This window comes from Pauljensenia sp. C0170B5 (assembly GCF_056590195.1).
This window is the reverse complement of record NZ_JBWPVR010000005.1, coordinates 123,955-145,806: the sequence shown is the minus strand read 5'-3', so window position 1 is coordinate 145,806 and position 21,852 is coordinate 123,955. Positions and strand designations below refer to the sequence as shown.

The 21,852-nt window shown below is 60.8% G+C and carries 19 protein-coding genes; 5 read left to right on the top strand and 14 right to left on the bottom strand.

The features are described from left to right. Positions 1-7: 7 nt before the first annotated feature. Complete coding sequence (locus AC1EJZ_RS07845; protein ID WP_350309984.1) at positions 8-2,371, bottom strand: ROK family protein; 2,364 nt, start codon at positions 2,369-2,371, stop codon at positions 8-10. A gap of 273 nt (positions 2,372-2,644) precedes the next feature. Here AC1EJZ_RS07845 and AC1EJZ_RS07840 point away from each other — a divergent pair, with 273 nt between their 5' ends. Next, positions 2,645-2,905, top strand: coding sequence for a hypothetical protein (locus AC1EJZ_RS07840; RefSeq protein WP_058237802.1), 261 nt, complete (start codon positions 2,645-2,647; stop codon positions 2,903-2,905). Positions 2,906-3,135: 230 nt separating this feature from the next. Here AC1EJZ_RS07840 and AC1EJZ_RS07835 read toward each other — a convergent pair whose 3' ends face one another. The 8 genes from AC1EJZ_RS07835 to AC1EJZ_RS07800 all read right to left on the bottom strand — a co-directional run bounded on the left by AC1EJZ_RS07835 (position 3,136) and on the right by AC1EJZ_RS07800 (position 11,927). Further along, positions 3,136-3,783: an endonuclease III domain-containing protein gene (locus AC1EJZ_RS07835; RefSeq protein WP_480294489.1), complete on the bottom strand. Its 648-nt coding sequence runs from the start codon at positions 3,781-3,783 to the stop codon at positions 3,136-3,138. Next, positions 3,780-4,697, bottom strand: coding sequence for a LysR substrate-binding domain-containing protein (locus AC1EJZ_RS07830; protein ID WP_285016027.1), 918 nt, complete (start codon positions 4,695-4,697; stop codon positions 3,780-3,782). The genes AC1EJZ_RS07835 and AC1EJZ_RS07830 overlap by 4 nt, the downstream gene beginning before the upstream one ends. A gap of 134 nt (positions 4,698-4,831) precedes the next feature. Next, entirely contained in the window at positions 4,832-6,421 is a 1,590-nt protein-coding gene (gene ahpF, locus AC1EJZ_RS07825) for an alkyl hydroperoxide reductase subunit F (RefSeq protein WP_480294487.1), read from the bottom strand. A gap of 139 nt (positions 6,422-6,560) precedes the next feature. Further along, positions 6,561-7,124 carry an alkyl hydroperoxide reductase subunit C gene (gene ahpC, locus AC1EJZ_RS07820; RefSeq protein ID WP_070728220.1) on the bottom strand — a complete coding sequence of 188 codons (564 nt, stop codon included), beginning with the start codon at positions 7,122-7,124 and terminating at the stop codon, positions 6,561-6,563. A gap of 618 nt (positions 7,125-7,742) precedes the next feature. After that, positions 7,743-8,885 carry a hypothetical protein gene (locus tag AC1EJZ_RS07815; RefSeq protein WP_480294485.1) on the bottom strand — a complete coding sequence of 381 codons (1,143 nt, stop codon included), beginning with the start codon at positions 8,883-8,885 and terminating at the stop codon, positions 7,743-7,745. Between the two features lie 71 nt (positions 8,886-8,956). Further along, the gene (locus AC1EJZ_RS07810) at positions 8,957-9,700 is read right to left on the bottom strand and encodes a GNAT family N-acetyltransferase (protein WP_480294483.1); all 744 of its coding nucleotides are present in this window, start codon (positions 9,698-9,700) and stop codon (positions 8,957-8,959) included. Next, the gene (locus AC1EJZ_RS07805; RefSeq protein WP_480294481.1) at positions 9,700-10,920 is read right to left on the bottom strand and encodes a molybdopterin molybdotransferase MoeA; all 1,221 of its coding nucleotides are present in this window, start codon (positions 10,918-10,920) and stop codon (positions 9,700-9,702) included. Before AC1EJZ_RS07805 ends, AC1EJZ_RS07810 begins: the two co-directional genes overlap by 1 nt. Before the next feature lie 14 nt (positions 10,921-10,934). Next, entirely contained in the window at positions 10,935-11,927 is a 993-nt protein-coding gene (locus tag AC1EJZ_RS07800; protein WP_480294480.1) for a UTP--glucose-1-phosphate uridylyltransferase, read from the bottom strand. A gap of 49 nt (positions 11,928-11,976) precedes the next feature. On the opposite strand from AC1EJZ_RS07800, the gene AC1EJZ_RS07795 reads away from it, so the two are divergent. The 4 genes from AC1EJZ_RS07795 (at position 11,977) to AC1EJZ_RS07780 (ending at position 16,641) form a co-directional block, all read left to right on the top strand. Further along, the gene (locus tag AC1EJZ_RS07795) at positions 11,977-12,705 is read left to right on the top strand and encodes a 5-formyltetrahydrofolate cyclo-ligase (protein ID WP_480294478.1); all 729 of its coding nucleotides are present in this window, start codon (positions 11,977-11,979) and stop codon (positions 12,703-12,705) included. 81 nt (positions 12,706-12,786) lie between these two features. Beyond that, positions 12,787-15,777, top strand: a complete 2,991-nt coding sequence (locus AC1EJZ_RS07790) for an FAD-binding and (Fe-S)-binding domain-containing protein (protein WP_480294476.1) — start codon at positions 12,787-12,789, stop codon at positions 15,775-15,777. A gap of 148 nt (positions 15,778-15,925) precedes the next feature. Next, positions 15,926-16,399, top strand: coding sequence for a DUF2975 domain-containing protein (locus AC1EJZ_RS07785; RefSeq protein ID WP_480294475.1), 474 nt, complete (start codon positions 15,926-15,928; stop codon positions 16,397-16,399). A 2-nt stretch (positions 16,400-16,401) separates the two neighbouring features. Continuing rightward, positions 16,402-16,641 carry a helix-turn-helix domain-containing protein gene (locus AC1EJZ_RS07780; RefSeq protein WP_285016020.1) on the top strand — a complete coding sequence of 80 codons (240 nt, stop codon included), beginning with the start codon at positions 16,402-16,404 and terminating at the stop codon, positions 16,639-16,641. Here AC1EJZ_RS07780 and AC1EJZ_RS07775 read toward each other — a convergent pair. From AC1EJZ_RS07775 to AC1EJZ_RS07755, 5 genes are read right to left on the bottom strand one after another with little or no spacing between them, the layout of a single operon-like run. Further along, positions 16,572-17,714 carry an FAD:protein FMN transferase gene (locus AC1EJZ_RS07775; RefSeq protein WP_480294474.1) on the bottom strand — a complete coding sequence of 381 codons (1,143 nt, stop codon included), beginning with the start codon at positions 17,712-17,714 and terminating at the stop codon, positions 16,572-16,574. The genes AC1EJZ_RS07780 and AC1EJZ_RS07775 overlap by 70 nt on opposite strands. Then, positions 17,686-18,249 carry an FMN-binding protein gene (locus AC1EJZ_RS07770; protein WP_480294472.1) on the bottom strand — a complete coding sequence of 188 codons (564 nt, stop codon included), beginning with the start codon at positions 18,247-18,249 and terminating at the stop codon, positions 17,686-17,688. Before AC1EJZ_RS07770 ends, AC1EJZ_RS07775 begins: the two co-directional genes overlap by 29 nt. Before the next feature lie 37 nt (positions 18,250-18,286). Then, positions 18,287-19,075, bottom strand: a complete 789-nt coding sequence (locus AC1EJZ_RS07765; protein WP_058237790.1) for an ABC transporter ATP-binding protein — start codon at positions 19,073-19,075, stop codon at positions 18,287-18,289. A gap of 9 nt (positions 19,076-19,084) precedes the next feature. Continuing rightward, a complete protein-coding gene (locus AC1EJZ_RS07760) occupies positions 19,085-20,521 on the bottom strand; it encodes an ABC transporter permease (RefSeq protein ID WP_371935802.1) in 1,437 nt (478 codons plus the stop codon). Positions 20,522-20,542: 21 nt separating this feature from the next. Continuing rightward, on the bottom strand, positions 20,543-21,832 hold the full coding sequence (locus AC1EJZ_RS07755) for an ABC transporter permease (RefSeq protein ID WP_082628661.1): 1,290 nt from the start codon (positions 21,830-21,832) through the stop codon (positions 20,543-20,545). Positions 21,833-21,852 lie beyond the last annotated feature (20 nt).

Below are 21,852 nucleotides of genomic sequence, written 5' to 3'. Positions count from 1 at the left end.
GTAGCCGTTATTTCACCTGGTTGTGATTGAAATAAGCAACAAGGTGTTCAGGAAGTTCGGGGATGTGGCGCGGCTCGTTCCCCTCGCGCAACGAACTCGTTGCCTGGATGCCGGCAGCCACCGCGTACCATGCTCCCAAAGGCGATGTGTCGGTCACCGCGTCGTGGGCAACGAATCGGAGGAACTCGTCAACAATCAGCTTGTCGGCGTCTCCATGCCCCTTCTCATCACCGATGATGGGGAACTGCTCGTCACCATCAGGGTTATAGATCGTGCGCTTATTCCACAAGCTGATGTGCCCGCCCTCGCCGTCACCGAAGTTTTCCAGACGCCCTTCGGTGCCGATCACCGTGTAGTTTCGCCAGTAATCGGGCGAGAAGTGGCATTGCTCGTATGAGGCCAGGACACCAGATTCCATTCGCATCAGCATCATGGACACGTCTTCGACATCGATAACGGCGTTCAAGCCCTTTTGGGTCATGGGCGGCCAATTGTCGAGGGAATACCAGTCGTGCATGAGCTCGTTGGAATGATCGCCGCGGTCGGTGATCTTGTCGTATACCATCAGGTCGCCCATTGCGACGACGTCTGTCGTGTGAGAGTCGGCCAGCCAGTGCATCACGTCAATGTCGTGTGCGGCTTTCTGCAGCAGCAGCCCCGTGCCGTGCTCACGCGTGGCGTGCCAGTCCTTGAAGTAGAAGTCGCCGCCTGCGCCCACGAAGTGTCGGCACCAGATCGTCTTGACTTCACCGATTCGCCCCGCGCGGATCAGATCACGCATGGTGCGCACGACGTTCATGTGGCGCATATTGTGACCGACGTACAGCTTCGATCCAGTTTCATATGCCGTCTCCAGGATGCGTGTGGCATCGTCAAGGTGGATGGCGAGCGGCTTTTCAACGTACACGTCGATTCCTGCCTTGAGCAGTTGACACGCGATGTCGGCATGGGTGTCATCTGGTGATGTCACAAATGCAACGTCAACGTCGCATTCAATGAGCTCGTCGACTGCTTCGCATACGGCAATCGAGTCCGGGTCCCGCTTGAGCTGTTTCTCGACGCGTTCGCGGCGCTGCGGATGCGGTTCACATGCTGCGACGATCTGCGCCGGAACACTGGCATTTTCGGCTCCCAGAGCCAGAGGGGCGCGGGCCCCGATCCCCACAACGCCGACTCTCAGTGGCGCAGATGAACTGGATGTGTGCTGAGTCGTCAACGTCGTATGCCTCCTGTTGAGTTGAGCTGACAGAATTGAGTGAAGGTGATGGAGCGTGGGCAACTGCGAGGACCCTTCCCCGAAGAGGTGGCGATCTGCGTCCAGCAGTGCCCATGCGACGGCGCCAATTGAGGCGCAGGCCGTGCCGTAGGGAGATTCTTCGATTCGAAGATCAGGTGCGGATTCAGGGCGCAGACTGGCAAGTTTCCTCTTGATTGCTGCCATGACTTGCGTGGAGTTGGCGGGAAGGCCTGCAATGACGATGGTTCGCGGATCGACCACCACCCCCAGCGGTCCGATTATGCCGGCCAGTCGTTCGCCCCATTGGGCGTAGGCACGTTCGAGGGAGGCTCTGTCCTGCGGTGAATCCTGGGTGCCGACCTGATTGCGGGCAACGGATTCCTCCACGAGGGGCGCGTCCACCACGTCTGTGATTTCACCGGCATTGAATGAGCAGCCTCGGTGGAGTTGTCCTTTGAGGATCAGCCCCGTGTGGATGCCCAACTGGCAGTTCACGAACAGCAGGTCGTCATCGGCGGCAAGTTTTCCGTCGCTGACGCGAGTCACAAATTCACCCATTGCCGCAGCGTTGATGTCATTTTCGATTCGAACCGGGCATTCCAGATCGCGGCGCAGGGCATCACCAAATGGAAAGCCAGCCCACGATGGGATCAGGTCTGAACGAACAATCGTGCCCTGGGCATCAATGACACCTGTGGTGGAGACGACGCAGGCGTGAACGGGTCCCCATTGGGGCCGCAGCTTTTCAATGAAGCGGGTGATGAGCGCCTCTACCTCGCGGTAGCGTTCCTGCCCGCTTTGGGCCTTCAGCTGAGCTACACGCGATTGGATGATGGAGCCGGACATGGAGATCGCGCTGATGGCCATTGTCCGTTGAAGCAGATCCACGCCCACAGCGAATCCTGCGTGGGGCGCCAGAGTGAATACGCGTGCCGGCCTGCCACCGTCAACGACGCTGCTTTGCTCAACGATCATTCCGCGTGCTGCCAGGCCTTCCAGGATCGGCGTCACGGTCGGTCGCGTCACGCTGCAGGCTTGAGCGAGTTGGGAATGGGTGGCGCCGCCTTGACGCAGCACGTTGATTACGTCCAGGGCACGCCGGTCTCCGCGCTCTGAACTACGCCGAGTGCTCATACTGCGTCCTCACTGCCTCATTGCCACGTCTTTCATGGGCATTATTGCGATGGACGTTCGCCCATCTCCCTTATGAAAGCCACTAATAAAAGTGAATATTAGAACGTGGGACCCATCGTGTCAATCTCACGACGCCTCGAGCGTGCACCTGCCCCGGATACGTTGGAACGCTCAGCGATCAGACAGATAATGCACTCAGAGGCCTTTGCAGGCATCCGGGCGACGAGTCCCGCGCATGTGAGCCGCTGCCACCAGCTGCAAAGAGGAGGACATATGTCTCACGTTCAGCACATCGCCGGCCGGTACGCCGATATTCACAAATGGCAAGAAGACCTGCGTGCTGACCTTCACCGCCATCCCGAAGTGTCGATGGAAGAAGAACGCACCAGTCAGACGATCATTGACGAGGTAACCGCCCTGGGCCTTGATGCCACCCGAGTGGGCCCGACCGGCGTGGTGAGCGTCGTTGCCAACGGTGACGGGCAACCCGTGCTGGCACGCGCACACATGGATGCGCTGCCCGCGCGCCCCTGAATCTGAGTACTACGACCAGTTCCCTCTGACCGTCAACGACCGCGACACGCATGATCGCGTCCGAACACCGTTCGACGCGTTCTTTGAGGACGGCGTTGTGGGTGATGGCGATCCGGTGACAGCGTCGGAGGACTTCTCCCGCATTCCCGGCGCCTGGGATGCGTCGTACCTGTACTGGAATGTGACGGGAACCGTGGATCCGAGCACCAGCACGCATGCCCTGCGCTGCTTCAACCGCCCTGCGACACCTCAAGCGTGGGATAGAACGCCTCCCATCCGCCGCAGGATCGAGCCTTCTTGCCTGCTTCAACAATGAGCCCATGAAAGTGGGCCAGTTCAGGTGTCGTGAAGTCACCCTCGTCAATGAGGGGCTGAAGAGTGCGACGCGCGGCTTCATAGCTGCGAGGCACGGCCCACCCGGCGGCGCTCAGGAACCGGCGCGCATACAGGTCCCAGATGAATACGGGACGCTCATAGCCGTACAGCACGATGTCGTCGGCGGTTTCAGAGCCGATCCCCTTCAAGGCGATGAGGCTCGCGCGCAGTTCGTCGGTCGGCAACCGCGTGTGGGACGCGTCGTCGAGGAACCAGCGTGCTGCACGGATGAGGGTTTCGGACTTGGCGCGCATGAAGCCGCTGGGACGGATCAGGCGCTGCAGGTCGGCAGATGCAGTGGTCGCCAGTTTCTGCGCCTCGAGCAGGCCGGCTTCGCGCAGATTTGCCAGAGAATACTCCACATTGCGCCACGCCACATTCTGCGTCAGGACAGCACCCACCACGATCTCGAAGCGGGTGTCGGCCGGCCACCACTGACCGGCGTCAATGCGCCTGCACAGCGCGTCAAAAAGCGCTCGCGCCGAGGGAGCGGCCGATGTCACTGCTCCTCCGTTGCATGAGAGACAGGTGCGACCAGTGAGCTGATCAGGTCAGCAATGGTGGCGTTGAGCTCGTCCAGCGGGCTGGATCGACGCCATACCAGGTTGATGGAGCGGTAGGGGCGCGGCGGGCAGAACTCGCGAAGAACCAGACCGTCGGGTTGCGCGATCGGAGGGATCGTCGCCAGCCGAGGCAGCAGCGTCACTCCGCTCCCGGCTGCGACCATGTAGCGCAGCGTCTCGAGCGACGTGGCGCGGAAGGCTGACTGGCGGGCACCGACTTTTTCGCAGATGCTGACCGTGCTGCGACGCATGCAGTGTCCTTCTTCAAGCAGAATCACCTCATGATCGGCCAAATCGCCCAAGTCAACGGGCGTGGTTTGCTCGCCTAGGGCTGACGTGCTCGAGGTTGCTAGCACGAAATCCTCGTCAAAAAGGTGCGCCACGGTCAGGCCCGACTCCGCAGACGTATCCGCCAGAACAGCCGCGTCAATTCTGCCGGATGCAAGCGCGTCCATGAGTGCGAGGGATTTTTCCTCGACGAAATGGGCGGTCAGGTCTGGCAACGCTTTCCCAAGTTCGGGCGCAAAGCGCGGCAAAAGGTAGGGTGCAATCGTCGGGAATACGCCGATGGTGACGGTGGCGGCCAGAGGATTCGATCCGCTGCGACCGACCTGCTCAATGTGGTCCAGGTCAGTGAGGATGCGACGCGCATAGTAGACAACGTCACGGCCAACCGGGGTGATCAGCACCTGCTGCGTTCCGCGTTCAACCAGCTGGGCTCCCAATTCCTCCTCCAGCTTCTTGACCTGCGCTGACAGCGTCGGCTGCGAAACGTGAGCACGCTGAGCAGCACGCGTGAAGTTCCGCTCCTCATCCAACGCGACAAGATACTCCAGGGCCCGAACGTTCCTCACCTTGACGCACTCCTTCCTGATGTGTGATCCGCTGAGCAGGCGGTGGATCCCCATCACCAACATGGCGAGCCCGAATCGCCTGGCTCAGTTCCTGCTCATCGTGATCACATTTTTCGCTGCCGCCTGGTCGCGACCTAGTCGTGGTGCGGGGCGCGAATCAGGTAGTTGAACGCACTCAGTGCGGCGGTGGCGCCGGAGCCGAATGCCGTCACGATCTGCTTGTATGGTTCATCTGTGCAGTCACCGGCAGCAAAAATCCCGAGCACGTTGATCTTTCCTTCGCGATCTGTCACAACCTCACGCCGGTCGCTCAGTTCCACCTCTTCGGGAAGCCACTGCGTGTTCGGAACCAGGCCGATCTGGATAAAAATGCCGTCCGTGTCGACCGAGCGCGTCTCGCCGCTTGCACGATCTTCGTATGCCAGGGCAGTCACTTTCTGACCGTCACCGATCACTTCAGTGGAGCGTGCTCCGACAATGACATCAACATTGTCGAGGGCGTCCATCGCATCCAGTAGCACTCGGTCAGCTTTGAGCTGATCCAGGAATTCGACTACGGTGACGTGGCGCGCGACGCCGGCCAGGTCGATAGCCGCTTCGATACCGGAGTTTCCGCCGCCGACCACAACGACGTCCTTGTTCTTGAACAGTGGACCATCGCAGTGCGGGCAGAAGGACACGCCCTTATTGCGGTATTCCTCTTCGCCGGGTACACCCAGAGTTCGCCACGTCGCACCGCTGGCCACGATGACGCTCCTGGCGCGCAGGTGCCCACCTGAACGTGTCACCACGGTATGCAGCGGATAGTCTCGCGAGTTGTCGTCAGCACTGACCGCAGCGATTTCAAGGCGATCGGCCCACTGCGGCACATACACATCGATGTCGTACTGGTTGATGTGTTCAGTCAGATCAGCAGCCAGCTGAGAACCTGTTGTGTGCACCTGAGAGATGGCGTTTTCAATACTCTCGGTTTCCACCACCTGGCCACCGCGGTGATCCATCACCATTGCGGTGCGGATACCCTTGCGAGCGGTGTAGATGGCAGCTGACGAGGCGGCCGGCCCTCCGCCGACAATCACCACGTCGTAGGGTTCTTCCTGATTCATCTGGTCAACCGCGACCTGGGCGCCGCCCTCGTCCAGCATGGAAACGAAGTCGTCGAGTGTCGTGCGACCGGAGGAAAACATCTCGTCGCCCTCGAATGTGACGGGCACACTCATGATTCCGTGGTTTTCGACCTCGCTTTGGAAAGCGCCGCCTTCAACTGCGGTGTGGCGAATCGAGGGATTGATGATGGAGATCGTGTTCAGTGCCTGCACGACTTCCGGGCAGTTTTGGCACGTGAGTGACATGTAGGTCACGAACTCGCGCGGGCCTTTGATGCGCTGAATGGCCTGGCGTTGCTCGTCGGAGATCTTGGCGGGGTGACCGCCGACCTGCAGAAGCGCCAGGACAAGTGAGGAGAATTCGTGACCCAGTGGCAGTCCCGCGAACCTCACCTCGACATCCGTACCGATGCGGCGAACGGCGAAGGATGGTGTGCGAGGGTTTGCCTCGTCGGTGAGGGTAATGTTCTCACTCTTGGCAGCTATTTCCTCCAGCAGCTCCCGTACCTGCGCCGACAGATCGGAGTTATCCAGGCTTGCAGCGAGTTCAATCGGCGCTACTACTTTGGTCAGCAGCTGCGACAGTTGGGCGGAAAGCTGGTCATTCAAAACTGGCATGGCGTTACGTGCCTTTCACAAAATTGCGGACGCGGGAGGGCAGGTGTCGCCCTCGTGATGCGCCAATCCCGCACCGACGCGTTCTCACGTGCGACGAGAACTTACGTGTGCGGGATGGCGTGACGTTCAGTGATGCGGGTCAGATCTTACCGACGAGGTCCAGGGACGGAGCCAGCGTCTCTTCGCCTTCTTCCCACTTCGCGGGGCACACTTCGCCCGGATGCGCGGCGACATACTGAGCTGCCTTGACCTTGCGGATCAGTTCAGCTGCGTTACGGCCGATTCCCTCCGAGGAAACCTCGAAGAACTGGATAACGCCGTCTGGATCGATGAGGAAGGTGGCGCGGTCAGCCAGGCCGACGCCTTCGCGCATGTTCTCGAAATTGTTGGTCAGTTCACCTGACGGATCACCGATCATGTAGTACTTGATCTTGGCGATTGTGTCGGATGCTTCGTGCCACGCCTTGTGCGTGAAGTGCGTGTCGGTGGACACGGAGTAGACCTCAACGCCCAGTTTCTGCAGCTCGTCGTAGTAGTCTGCGAGGTCGCCCAGCTCGGTCGGGCACACGAAGGAAAAGTCAGCTGGGTAGAAGAAGAAAATGGCCCATTTGCCGAGGACATCCTGTTCGGTCAGTTCAACGAATTCGTCCTCTTTGAACGCTGTGGCCTTGAAGGGGCGGATCTGGGTGTTCATCAAGTTCATGGTTCTCCTATCCGAGTTTCGCCAACCGCTCACGCACATGACGAGCATGTCGAACGGTTTCTCACAACACTCTCAGTATAGACCAAACCAATGCAACTTACCACTTCAATAGATTTCCTCTATCACATGGTGTACGACCGCTAGTGCGGGAGGTCTGATTAGCTGCAATGCAGCGACGGGATAGCGTAACGCTGTACAGGAATGGCGCGATGCACCGCCAGGATGGATACGTCCGTATAAGACAAGCAGGTGTCTGCGCACATTCCCCTAGATCTTCGGGATCTTCGTGCACATACCCCTAGTTCTAAAGCCCACCACGCCTCTCGAAATTTCCATCATGCGTCCTGACCAGCGAAAACAGAAAACAGTACGCAGACGGGAGGCTTAGATCTAGGGCTTCGTGCAAAAAGAAGCGTAGATCTAGGGGATTGTGCAGCTGGAAAGTTTAGATCCAGGGGGTTGTGCACGCCAAGCGTGATTTTCAGACCCGCAAACTCAACAGGCTTTGCCGGGGCGACTCTGCCGGGCACGCTGCACTGCCGAATCGGCAACTCCATCGGACGCGACGCGCTACCAGGACGACATCAACATGAGCGATGCAGCGCCGAAGCAGCACCGTTATTGAGCGCGACGAGACTCCAGAACCGCGTCCAGATCGAACGCGACATCCGCCTGAGCGGCGACCTCTTCAGTCGAACGCATCTGCTGACCGGAAGATGAGCTCGCGTGGATAGGACGCCCTCGGACATCGGAAGGAACCTGAGGGATGCCTCGCAAATCAGTATCGGCGTGCACCACTCGGCCGGTAATCTCCTGGCGTGATGCGTAGGTCGGTGCAGGGATGCGCTGGACGGACCATGCGCGCTGCGTCTGGGCGACATCGCGGGTCGCCTGGTCGAGTCGTGCGTCCTCGTCATCAACACTGTGAGACGCCTGCGCCTCGTCGTCGACACGTTGGATTTCGATCGACGCGTCGGCTCCAAGGGCTTCATCCGGCCCCTCGTCGGTTGCCGTTTCAGACGCAGGAGCATGCTCCACAGTCTCGGAGGCGACGGGCGAAGGCGCGGAATTGCGGCGTGCCGAGGTGCCACGCGTCAGCTCCATAATCCGCTTTTCTTCGGCTTCACCAACGCGCTGGGAACGAATGGCGCTCCAGCGTGACACGCCAAGGCCAGCAGCAAGTGCCGCCGCGGGAATCAGAACCCATGCCCATGACATCGTGGTCAGCGCTGCAATCAGCATCATCAGCACAGTGATTGCTGCACACACCCCACTGAGGATCATTCGGCGCTGACCTGCTGCCTTCTCACTGGCAATACGTGCCGCGCGGCGTGCACGCAGGCGCGACAGTTCGCGGGTGCGCACATAGTCTCGTTGCGCGTGGGTCGTCCCGTCGGGTCGACGTGCGGATCGCGATTCGTCAGCCATGGTGTCTCCTCGATGACCACGAAGGTGAGCAGGTTGTTGGGTGGCCGGCAGCGCCGGGCGCGCGTGGTAGTCATCCGCTCCAGCAGCATCACCGGATTGCAGCGCCTGATGCGCCAACAACGGTGTCGAGCCGCAGTGCGAATTGGCGGTGGATGAAGTATCGCCACTGTGATGGCGCAGTGCCGATTCCTCATCAATCAGACGCATCCTGGGCGAGAATCGGTCAGCCTCGCGGGACTGAGTGATCGCCGTGCGTCGGTCAACAAGGTGCGGCACAATCACGACGATCGTGATCGCGATTGCCATCACAACAATGATTCCACCGTACTCCACGTATTAACGCTACGGCACGGGCTGCCAAAAACAGGTTCTGACGCGCGCGCCGGCGCCAAATGAGAGGCGAATCAGGTCAGCGTCAGCGGCATTTTCCACACGGATTGGACGATGCCACCCTCGGGCCAGGATTCCGTATCCAAAGCGAAACTGACGTGATCAGCCCACCTGCCCGCAATGCACATGTAACGCATCTTGTAGCCCTCTTCACGCAACCCGATTTTTCGGCACAATCCCAAAGATCGATCATTTTCCGGCCGAACGTTGACCTCCACCCGGTGCAAGCCCAGCTCACCGATCATCAGGTCGATGACGCCAGCCACGCACAGCGCACCCAGCCCCACCCCAGCGGCTTTCCTGACCATCCAATAGCCGAGGACGCCCTGACACATCGCCCCCCACTGAACATTGGAGACGGTGATCAAACCCAGCGGTTGACGGTCGCATTCGACCATCATGACAAGGCTCGTTCCGCGCTTTTGCTGCCTGTCGACCTGGCGCTGATAGGTCCAGATGTCGGGGAGTTCCTCTGTCGATCCGACCGGCAGCGTCGCCTCCCAGGGTTTGAGCCACGCAGAATTCTCGGCACGCGCTTTCTCGATGCGAAGATGATCGCTACCGTAGGCCGGACGGATCACAACACTGTCCCCGAGCTTCACGGCGCTATCACGCCCCGTTCGCGCAGCGCTCCCCGTCGCCCCGATTCTCGAGGCACTGCCATGCGGCCTGATCAGAGCGCGACCCACAGGATCGTCGATGCGAATCGTCAGCTCATCGGGGTGGCGTCCCCAGATCCGCGGCCTGCCGAACAGCATTAATCAAGCACCATGCACTGCAGGGCGTCACCGGCACGCACATTCGTGACCTCTTCGGGCACGACCGCCAGTGCGTTCGATTCAGCCAGTGCGGACAGCAATAGCGCTGCAGGTGATCCCATGATTTTGGCCTGGTATCCGGTTCGAGGCGACCCCGTCAGGCGCACGCGGACAAATTCGCGTCGCCCTCGTGGTGAATACCATGAGCGATCCACGCGAGCCTGCACGCTCGGCCTGCTCAGTGTCGTCCATCCCTGCATCTGTCGAAGGGCAGGACGCACATACACTTCGAAACACACCTGCGCGGATACAGGGTCACCGGGCAGGCAGAAGATCGGAGTCGCGTCATCTTCGTCACCGACGGTTCCAACTCCGAGGATATGCCCGGGCCATGCGGCCACATTGTCAAAGCGCACCGTGCCCAGCGCGCCGAGCACTTCACGCACCGTATCGCCTGAGCCATACGAGATGCCGCCGGTCGTGATGATGAGGTCAGCGCGAACCAGCTGATCCTGAATCGTTTCGCGCAGTGCCTGACGGCCATCAGCAACGGCTGCCACGCGGAAGGTTTGAGCACCCGCATCCGCCACAGCGGTGGAAAGGGCATGCCCGTTGGCATCGAACACCGTGCCGGGTCGTGCCTGTTCACCCGGCTCCACAAGCTCGTCACCAATCGACAGGATCACCACTCGTGGGCGTGGATGCACTGTCACTCGTGAGCGCCCCACGCCGGCCAGAAGCGCTACCTGGCGTGCACCTACACGCGTGCCGTGACGCAGAACCACGTCCCCCTCGACCACGTCTTCGGCGCGACGCCGGATGTTCTCACCGCGCGCCGGCTGGGTGCGCACGGTCACTTTAGCCATACCGCGATCCGTAAAATCCAGTGCGATCACCGCATCTGCACCTGTGGGCACCGGCGCTCCCGATGCAATGCGGATGGCAGTTCCCGGCACCAGCGCGGCCGGGTCAACATCTCCAGCCTTGACTTCCTCGGTGACCGGCAGGGTCACCATACTGTCCGGGCGCGCCCCTTCGAGGTCAGACGATCGCACGGCGTACCCGTCGCATCCGGCCAGATCCGCTACGGGAAGGTCGAAGCGGGCCTGCACGTCTTCAGCCAGCACGCACGACACGGCATCAGCGAGCTGGACATCCAGCGGCGGCTGCTGGCCAACAGTTGACAGGCAGTCTTGGTAAAACTCTGCGACCGAACGCATTCAAGTTGTCCCTTTCAGTGATGCTTGGGTGACGTGCTGTCAGAATTGTCGAGGGCGTCCCCCGGCTGTGTTGCCATGAGCTCTTCCAGGAACGAGCGTACTCCGGGTCCCAGTTCCGGGTCCTCCAGCGCCAGTTCAATGGAGGCGGTGAGGTAGCCGAGTTTGTCTCCGGTGTCGAAGCGGCGGTCATCCAGAACCAGGCCAACTACGCCACCTCCTTCTTCGGCTGGCACGTCGATGAGTCGGGCATATGCGTCGGTGAGCTGGTATTCACCACCGTGACCGGGTTCGATATTTTCCAGTTCCGTGAAGATACGCGGATTGAAGACGTAGCGGCCCACCACGGCGTATTCGCTGAGCACCTCATCGACCGGGGGCTTTTCGACAACCTTGTTGAGGCGGAACAATGTGCCTTCCTCAATGTCGATGGGCAGGCCTTCCGGAATCGGCATCGGGGTGACGTCAACAGAGGCATAAGCTGTTGCCTGTTCGGGTGTGACACGCATGAGTGCGACAACCGATCCGCCGATCGCCGTGCGGATCGCGAGCATTTTCTCCAGCAGGCGGGACTTTGGGTGCATCAAATCGTCCGGCAGCATGACGGCAAAAGGATTGTTACCGACGTGGAAGCGTGACTGAAGGACTGCGTGTCCCAGCCCCAGCGGATGTCCCTGGCGCACAGAGTGCATGCGCGCGAGGTGCTCATATTCGCGCACGATCTTGAGCAGTGATTCCTTGTGAGAGGCCTCCAGTGCCGCCTCCAGGCCGGGATCTGCGTCGAAGTATTCCTCGATGGCATCTTTGCCGGTGCGAGTGATGATCAGCATGTCTTCAATGCCGGCTCGAGTGGCTTCGCGCGCAATATATTCAATGGATGGTCGGTCAACGACCGGCAGCATTTCTTTGGGCACAGACTTCGTTGCCGGCAAGAATCTCGTTCCGCGTCCAGCTGCTGGGATCACGGCGTGACGCACGTGCGCGTGACGAGTGGGCTCAGTTTCGCTCATGTCTGCCACAGTATCCTAAGTAGGAGATGTTCAGTGCTCAGGAGGGGCCATGTTGCACGAAAAAGCTCCACTTCGCGCCAGAATTCGCGCCCGGCGGCGTGACAGGCGCGCCCGGTGGGATGCACTCCCTGCCCGCGAAGCCGATGAGTTGCGCCGGCGGGAGCAACGCGGACTGGTCCGCTCGTGGCTGCAGGCCTGTAACGCGCTCGGAGTGGGGTGTCCTCACCTCCCGGCACTGTTTGTTCCAACCACCACCGAGCCGGATGTCTCAGCCATCGTCGCTGAATCGGGTCGCTGCTTCCTGCCTGTTGTCGTGAACGCGCAGGGGCGTGCACTGGACGAACCTGCGTGGGGCTGTATTGATTTTCCTGATGCCAGCACATCTGCCTGGTCATCATTGACGACTGACCGTCTGGCAGCAGTCCTCGACCAGCCTTCTGCACGCTGGCCTGCCCAGCCTCATCTCTCCGATGCGCCCTATGCCGAACTTCCTGACAGCGTCGACATTGTATTGCTTGCGGGCCTGGCCGCCGACCTTTCGGGCACGCGCCTGGGCCAGGGCGGCGGGTGGTATGACCGGGCCTTAAGTAAGTGGAACACGCATCACGCTGAGAGATCGCCGCAGGAAAGCGCACTGCCTGTGAGGCGCCGCGCTCCACTGGTCATCGCACTGTTCGATGAAGAGGTGTGGGATGCAGGCACCTTGCCTGTCGATCCTCACGATGTCGCCGTAGACGCGATTGTGACACCCACACGCATGGTGATGCTGACTCGCTGACGTCCGCGACACAGCCACACCTGTCAGTTCGCATACCTGATGGCGGCGCAGAGCAGGCATCAAAAGTGGCACAATCAGCCTATGAGCTTCCACCCACTCAGCAGTGAGCCGGCGACTGCCTCGTCCCCCCTGCCCAAGCGCGCCGATATCCGGCCTCGCGACGTGGAAGCTTGCTACGCGCACCTGGTTGACGTGCTCGACGGTGAGGTTGATCGTACGACAGGCACCCGTGCGCGCTATTCCACAGACGCCGGCAACTATCGCGTTCCGCCGCAGTTCGTTGTCTTCCCTCGTTCAACCGAGGACGTCCTGGCGGTGTGCGAGGCGTCGCGACGCTTCTCCATTCCGTTGACCAACCGTGGGGGTGGCACGTCATGTGCTGGCAATGCGTGTGGACCGGGCATCGTCATTGACTTTTCGCGCCACCTGAACCGAGTGCTGTCGATCGATCCGCAGGCGCGCACGGCCGTGGTGGAGCCGGGCTGCGTGGAATCCACCCTGCAGGAAGCTGCCCGCAAGTACGGACTGCGTTTCGGTCCGGATCCGTCCAGCCAGAACCGGGCAACGATCGGCGGCATGGTGGGCAACAATGCGTGCGGGCCTCACGCAACCGCCTGGGGACGCACGTCAGACAACATCGTCTCCCTCGACGTCATCGATGGACGAGGCAGACGCTTCACCGCTTCCACCAGCCACTCTGACCTCTCGCAGGTGCCTGGACTGGACACGCTGATCGATTCCAATCTGGCGCTCATCCGCACGGAACTGGGGCGTTTCGGCAGGCAGGTGTCGGGTTATTCGCTTGAGCATCTGACCCCTGAGAAGCATCGCAATCTGGCGGCGATGCTGGTGGGCACCGAGGGGACGCTGACCACAATCGTGTCGATCACCGTCAAGTTGGTGGAGATTCCGCGAGCGCCCGTGCTGGTGGCGTTAGGGTATCCGGACATGATTGCTGCAGCTGACGATGTACCCACAATTTTGCGCTGTGAGCCGCTGGCTGTCGAAGGGATGGATTCGCGCCTGGTGGACGTGGTACGAGCTCACCGCGGACCCGGAGCCGTGCCGGCGCTTCCCAAGGGTGACGGGTGGCTGATGTGCGAGGTGTCGGCCGGAAGCGAAGAGGAATCGCTGGCACAGGCTCGCAGACTTGCGGCCGCATCTCATGCGGTCGATGCGGCGGTCTATCCTCCGGGGGATGATGCCACGCGACTGTGGCGCATCCGCGCTGATGGTGCAGGATTGGGTGGGCGCACTCCCCCATCTGAAACGTCAGCGACCGGTGAACAGGCATGGCCCGGTTTTGAAGATGCCGCGGTGCCACCGGACCGCCTCGGAGCCTACTTGCGTGATTTCACGGCACTGATGGATGAGTATGACATTGACGGGCTGCTGTACGGGCATTTCGGAGATGGCTGCGTGCATGTGCGTCTGAACATGCCACTCGAGACCGGGGCTGGGGTGGCGCATTCGAGGCGTTTCCTGGAGGAGGCGGCTCAGGTGTGCGCCAGGCATGGCGGCTCAGTTTCCGGTGAACACGGGGATGGGCGTGCACGCACGGAACTGCTGCGCTTCATGTACTCCCCGGAACTGATTGACCTGTTCAACAACGTCAAGGCCCTGTTCGACCCCGATGACCTGCTCAATCCCGGTATTTTGGCCTCACCGACCAACCAGATCGACAAGCTCGATGATTTCCTGCGGCGCCCTCGTGCACGCTCGTTGCCAGCGGCGAGAGGCTTCGCCTTCGGGGAAGACCACGGTGATTTCACTCAGGCGGTCCATCGCTGCACAGGTGTGGGCAAGTGTCGCGCGACGATTGACGGCACGTTTATGTGCCCGTCGTGGAAGGCGTCGCATCTGGAAAAGGACGTGACCCGAGGGCGCGCGCGCACACTCCAGGACGCTGCCAATGGGCAACTGGTCCAGTCAATCACCTCACCGGAGGTGCTCGAAGCGCTCGACCTGTGTCTGTCATGTAAGGCCTGTTCGTCGGATTGCCCGGCAGGTGTGGACATGGCCAGGTACCGCTCTGAGGTGCTCTTCCGTAAGTACCGTGGGCGCCTGCGTCCACTGTCCCACTATGCGCTGGGCCGCCTGCCCCTGTGGACGGGCCTGAGCGCCCGCATTCCGGGTGCATCCGCCCTAGCCAACGCAGTGATGGGAGTAGATGCGATTCGCCGGGCTGCATTCGCACTGCTGGGTATGGATGCGCGCAGACCGATGCCCGCCCTTCAGTCCGGAACCTTCCAGCGATGGGCCAGGCGGCGGCACCTGGTTGCAGATGCGCCTCCGTCAGCAGTGCCGTCGAGTGCCGAGCGGCTTGCTGAGACAGCATCGCCTGCTTCCTCGTCCGCTTCTGAAGCCCGACGCTTCGCAGTGGTGTGGGCCGATTCGTTTTCACAGACGCTTGACGACCGGGGCGCGCGTGCAACGGTTGCGGTGTTGCGTCAGAACGGTTTCGAGGTGATCGTCCCTCCCCATGCGTGCTGCGGCCTGACGTGGATTACAACGGGGCAGCTGACTGGGGCGAAGAAGAAACTGACGGCTTTGCTGGACGTTCTGGCACCGTTCGCTGTAGCCGGCATTCCAATCGTAGGCGTGGAGCCGTCATGTACGGCAGTCCTGCGTGATGATCTGCTGGATCTGCTGCCAGATGACCGGCGCTCAGTTCCCGTGTCGCGCGCTGTGCATACTCTGGCTGAAGTGCTGGCCACTGTTCCGAAGGAGGAGCGTGTTCTGCCTGACTTACATGGCACGACAATTGTGGCGCAGCCGCACTGCCACCATCATTCGGTGATGACGTGGAGCGCAGATCGGGCGCTGCTGGATTCACTGGGTGCCACCGTTGTCCAGCTGGATGGCTGTTGCGGTCTGGCCGGTAATTTCGGCATGGAAAAGGGGCACTACGATATGTCGGTCGAGGTGGCGCGCACCTCACTGCTCCCTGCCCTCAACGCGTATCCAGATGCCGTGTATCTGGCGGATGGTTTCTCGTGCCGCACTCAGGCCCAGCAGCTCGCTGACCGAGGCGGCATGCATCTGGCAAGCTTGCTGGCATCGCAGATCTAAAACCGCTTTGCGCCTCGCCACTCAGCGTCACGTTAACTGAACCAATCAGCACATGTGCCGTCCTGCCACCACACCCATTGACATGCCGATCATCGATAAATTATTATCGTTTATCGATAACTATGTGATGCTTGAAGGAGGCACACTCATGAAACCGCATACCATCATTGCCCGCGTGGTTTTGGTGATCTTCGGCCTCGGCATTGTCTTAAGTTGGCTGCTGCTCTGGTCAGAAAGCGACTACAGCGCCGCCGTCTGGCCGGAAATGGCACACCTGCAGTACCCGATCCTCGTCGGCTCGATCATCGCCACGCTTCCATTCCTCGCCATCCTGATCATCGCCTACCAGTTCCTATTGCTCGTTGAGCGCCGCACAGTCTTCACGCACCGGGCATTAATGCTGATTGGCCGCGCGCAGTGGGTGTGCATCGCCGCCACGATCTACTACGTGAGCGCGACCATCTGGTTCATGTGCGTCAGTCCGCTCCAGCACATCTCGATCCTTCTGATGGCGATCTTCATGGTGACGCTCAGCGCAGGCGGCACTGTTTTCTTCCTGGTCACCGGACACATTTTCCGCGCTGCGATTGCTGCGTGGGATGAGAATCAGCTGACGGTGTAGCCATGAGTATTCACGTCACGTTGGACCGCATCTTGCTGGAACGCCGCATCACGCTCACCGACCTGTCGAAACGCGTCGGCATCACATTGGCGAACCTGTCGAACCTGAAAACCGGCAGGGCCCGCGCCATCCGCTTTTCCACTCTGAACGCACTGTGCGAGGCGCTCGACTGTCAGGTGGGTGACGTGCTCGAATTCTGCCCCGACACACCCGCCCCACCATCAGATTCCGACAATTCCTGACGCGGATGCCAGATCTGCGCGGGCCTGGCATCGACGCGAATCCCGCCTGCCATCACTCCCCGCTCGCCGCCGACAATGATTGACGAGGGCGACGCTGCCGCATCACCATCTGCTGTGTGTGGCAGGACAACCGCCTGCCGTCCGCCGATGAGCATGCCGGTGGACAGCGCTTCAGCCGTCATGCCGTCTGCGCAGATCACCGTTGCCGAACGGGCAAGGATCCGGGCGGGCATGCCGCTGCGCGGGTCGATGACATGGTTGAAACGCTGCGCATGGTCGGGCGCCACGTCCACGAGTGCTCCTAGGTTGTCACCCGAAGTGGACAGTGACATGCGGTCAGGCAGTTCCACGTATCCAAGCCACGATGATTCACTGCTGCGCGGGTCGCGTATCCCCACGCGCCACGGTGTGCCGTCGGAGCGCCTTCCCAGGGCGGCAATGGAGGATGTTCCGATCGACACGAGCGCGGCACGGGCACCAAGTCGGGCACACAGATCCCGAGCCTGATCAGCACTGGCACCTTTCGCAATCGCGCCCAGGTCAATGCGTGCGCCGCCCTTCAGGCGTGCCCACGATGCCGCCGGGTCAACGTCAAGCATCCCCGGTGAGCACAGTGGCAACACCTCGGCCAGCGCGTCGCTGCCCGGAGTGGTTGCGCTCTCCGTGCTCGTGGCAGCACCTGCGTTGGCGACAAGAGCTGCCAGCGCACCTGCCGGGTCCCACAGCTGACGCACCGGCTCAATCAGCGGGTTGAAACAGCCTGACGTGACGTCGATCAGGTCCTTGACGCGTGCCAGTAATGCGCACGTCGCCGGATCCACATCCACCCACTGTCCGCACGCAGTGTTCAACCGTGTCACATCGGAGTGCGCCGAAAAACGCGACCAGAGCCGCTCATGGCGTGCAACAAGTTCGCAGACAGCTTCCGTCATCTGCCTGGCGGAGCCGCCCTCGACAATGAGATCGACGCGCGTGCCCATCGCGGGAAAGGACATGCGCCACGATGAGTCGCGCAGATCAACAAGCAGCTCGGGGCCGGGTGAATCAGTTGGAGAACTCGTCGAGCTGGTCATCGTCGCTGAAGTCCAGGCCCGGCACGTCGATCTGGTCGGCCGCATCCTCCCCGGACTGGGTTTCCACTCCCTGAGCGGTCTGGATGGCTCGGATCGCCGCCTGCATGAACTGGCTGTGCGCAACAGTGGCGCCTGAAATGACATCAACTTCGTTGGGGTCGTTCGTGGCCGTCAGCTCGTCGGAATACTTGTTGAACGCCTCCACCGCTTTCTGGGCGCGCTTGTAGTAATCCTTGTTGCCCACTTCGCCGGCGCTGGTCGTCCCGTAGTTCTGGTCCTTGAGCTCGCCGTCCTTCATGCGGGTTTCATAAAAGGTGGAGGTGATCTTGCCGCCTTCCACCGTGATATGAACAGTGCCGATGGCTCCCTGTTCGTCAGGATTGGACTCCCCGGTGTACTCTCCGTCATTCATGGGAAGTGACATGTCCACCGGTGGGATCGACGGGCCGCACGCGCTCAGAATCATCATGCCGAGCCCGCCGAGCGACCCCATGGTGACAAGTCGTGAAAACTGTGAAGACGTCATGTTAGTCATCTGCGATTCATCTCATTGCTGACAGTGTTCGGGCGCCTCAGGACGCATCGTCACGAGGTTCAGGGGTTGGAACCTTTTCTTTCACGTCGCGACCCGTTGCCAGGTTCCCCGACGCAGCGCCTGCAGCTTCCGCATTGTCCCGGTCGTGGTCGTGCCACGTTTCCCTGGCGACTTTACCGTGATCCAGGCGGATTTCCCGCTGGCCACACGAAGCGACGAGGGCGTCGTGAGTCACCACGATCAGCGTGGTTCCATCGGCATGAAGCTGACGGAAAATATCCAGCACGATCTGTTCATTGTGCTCATCGAGGTTACCGGTCGGCTCATCAGCCAGCACCAGTTTCGGGTAGTTGATCAGGGCCCTGGCCACGCACACGCGCTGCTGCTCGCCGCCGGACAGCTGTCGCGGCAGGTGGGTGGCGCGATCGGCCAGTCCCACCCGGTCCAGTGCCGCCAGCGCTTCCTTTTCGTTGGGCACCGAGTGGTAGTACTGGGCGACCATGACATTTTCGAGGGCGGTCAGGTGCGGAATCAGGTGGAACTGCTGGAAAATCAGGCCGATGGTCTGGCAGCGCACGGTCGTCAGTTCGGAGGCGGTCAGCTCGGAAATGTCGCGCCCGTCGAGCGTCACGGTGCCTTTGGTGGGGCGGTCCATGCATCCCACGATGTTCATCATCGTGGTCTTGCCTGACCCGGACGGGCCCACAATCGACAGCCACTGCCCTGTCGGCACGCTCAGCGACACGTCATCCAGTGCGTGCAGGTCGCCGTAGATTTTCGAGACGTGCTCAAGTCTGAGCAGGTCGTCCTTCACCTGTGATGTCATTGTTTCTCCTTATTCTCCGCGCAGCACCAGTGCAGGGTCAACGTCGAGGGCACGACGCACTGGAATCAGACATGCCAGCGTCGCGATGATCACTGATGCGAGCACAGTAACCACTCCCATCAGCGGGTGGAATGCGATTGTCCGGTGGAAGACGTTCAGACAGATCACGATCGCCAGAAGGTAGCCGAGCACCGCGCCGATCGCACCGCCCAGAATGCCGAGCATGACGCCTTCACCAAGAAATTCACGCACGATTGATTTCGAGTGAGCTCCCAGAGCTTTGCGCAGGCCGATTTCATTGCGTCGTTCCGCAACCACAGCCATCATCGTGGTGGACACGCCGATCATCGTCAAAGCCAGCACGATGATCGTGATCATTCCCATCAGCGAGCGCAGCATCGTCAGGACGCCCTCGTCAGAATGGGTCAGTCGGGTCACTGTCGAGGCCTTCACGCCGTCGACTGCGTCATTGATCTGCTTGGCGAGGGCGGAGACGGCTTCCGCCTGCCCGGCAACCGAATATTCAGATACGCCGTAGCTTGTGTCCTTGCCGGTCAGCTGCGACATGTCGGCGGTGCTCATGAACAGGAAGCCGTCTTCTGATCCACCTGTTTCAAGGATTCCGGACACCGTCAGTGAGATGTCGCGTGTGTCGACCGGATCGGGCGCCTGCCCCTTGCCGTTGCCTGGGGCGACCGGAGCGGTCGGCTTGTTCTGCGTCAGCTGTTCAATCGCGTCCTTCTTTGTGGTCGGCGCACCGGACTGAGCGCTTTGCGGCTGGTCTCCAACGTAGATTCCGTCCACGTTCTTCGACGGGTCGTATCCGGGCATCTCGCTGTTCTTCATGATCGTGCCGTCGGGCATCATGTGGGAGCCTTCGGGGATCTCAGGGGCCCCGCTCATCGCTGTGGTGCCCGGAGCGGTCGATGCGTCCTGCCCGCCGGACTGGGGGGCAGCCGAGGAGGCGCCTTCGGCGAGCTGCGACACGGTGATCGAGTCGCCCACTTTGGCATCAATGGTGGAGGCAATTTCACGGCCGATGAGCACCTGCCCGTCGGCTGAGGGCCATTCACCTTCGATGTACCAGTACGGGTTGATTGCCTTGACAGCATCAATGTCGGTTCCTGCCGCCACGTACGGCTGGTCGTTGATGGACACCGGCTGGTAGTCGAAAGCAGCTGAGCCAACGAGCGTTGAACCCGACGATTTCACCACTTCGTCGATGCGGTTGATGGTCTGGTCAGTCAGGTTGTCGTTCTTCTCGGAGGGGACGACCACGAGGTTCGCGCCGTACAGGCGCATTTCCTGCGCCATCTGGCTGGGCACGTCAATGGCGATGGCAGCCAGTCCCGACAGGGTCGTGGCGCCGATGGCAACAGCAAGAACTGCGATCAGCACGCGGGATCGACGACGCAGGATCGAGGATGTGACCATGCGCCAGTACATTTTTCTCTTATTCACCGACTATCACCTTCCGTGAAGCACTTCTGCCGGCCGCAGTCCCAGCAGGAAGCGTATGGCAGGAATCGAGCCTGCCAGCACCACGATCGTCACAAGCACTGCAACGATTCCGGCCACTACGGGCGCAACTGCGATGGAGGAGGAAAAGACGGTTCGGCCGATGATCTGGGCGAATCCGATGCCGGCGAAGTATCCGGCGACGCCGCCCACCAGGCCGACGATCGTGATTTCTGCCAGCAGCATGCGCACAACGGCGTTGTCTTTCGCTCCCACTGCTTTGAGCAAGCCGATTTCGGGAGCCCGTTCCATCACGTTGGCGGTCACCAGGTTCGCGATCGCCAGTGCCGATCCGGCCAGTGACAGAACCGTCACCAGCAGCATCAGCATCTGGGTCTTCTCCATGATGATGCCTTCAGATTCTGAGACCTGACGCACCGGCCGCGCCACGGCATCTGTCATGGCTTCTTCGATCTGGTAGGCAATGGAGGACACGTAGGCGGTGCAGTACCAGGTTTCCCTCTCAGTCAGCGACAGGGATGCAGGGTTCTTGGCGGCTTTTCGTGCCAGGTCGTTGTCAGGGGTGGTCAGAGCCGACACTTCAACAGATCCGACGGCGCCGGGCTTGTCCAGGAATGTCTGAGCCAGATGCAGGGGCGCGTAAATCTGGGAGTCTTCATCTCCATCTGAGGTGAAGATACCGGAAATGGTGACGTCCTGGCTGTGTCCGCGTGCTGACAGCGGGATTGTCTGCCCGACGCTCCATCCTTGAGTCTGCGCCAGTTTCGAGCCGACGATGACGGAGTTGTCGTCTCCGTCCTGAGGCCACGCGCCGTCCATTGTCCACCATCCACGCAGGTTGGTCAGGCCGGTTGTCACCGTGTCGCCTGTGGGGAGTTTGAGATCGTGACTGAACCATGTGCCGGTCAGTTCAATGCTGTCATCGGTGGATGACTGGCCGGTTGTTGTCACCGGTACGGACAGCAGCGGCGAAAAGTCAACGATGTTGTAGGTCCAGAAGATGGTCTTGATGTTGCCGAGCTCGTCTTCCTGAAGGAATGCTTCCTGTTCAACCGGAGTGTCGAACTGATACAGATCCTGGACCACGGCCGCACCTTTGGGGCGCACCACAATGTTGGCGCCGTAGTTTTTCAGCTCCTGGTTGATCTTGTCGCCCACGTCGAACATGACTGACAGCATGGATGTCGCAACCGACGCGCCGAGCGCGACAGTCAAGGCAATCATGAGGTGGCGGCCACGCTGACGGAACAGTGCTCCTTTGAGCATTCTCAGAAACATGTTGTCACATCCTGACTTCG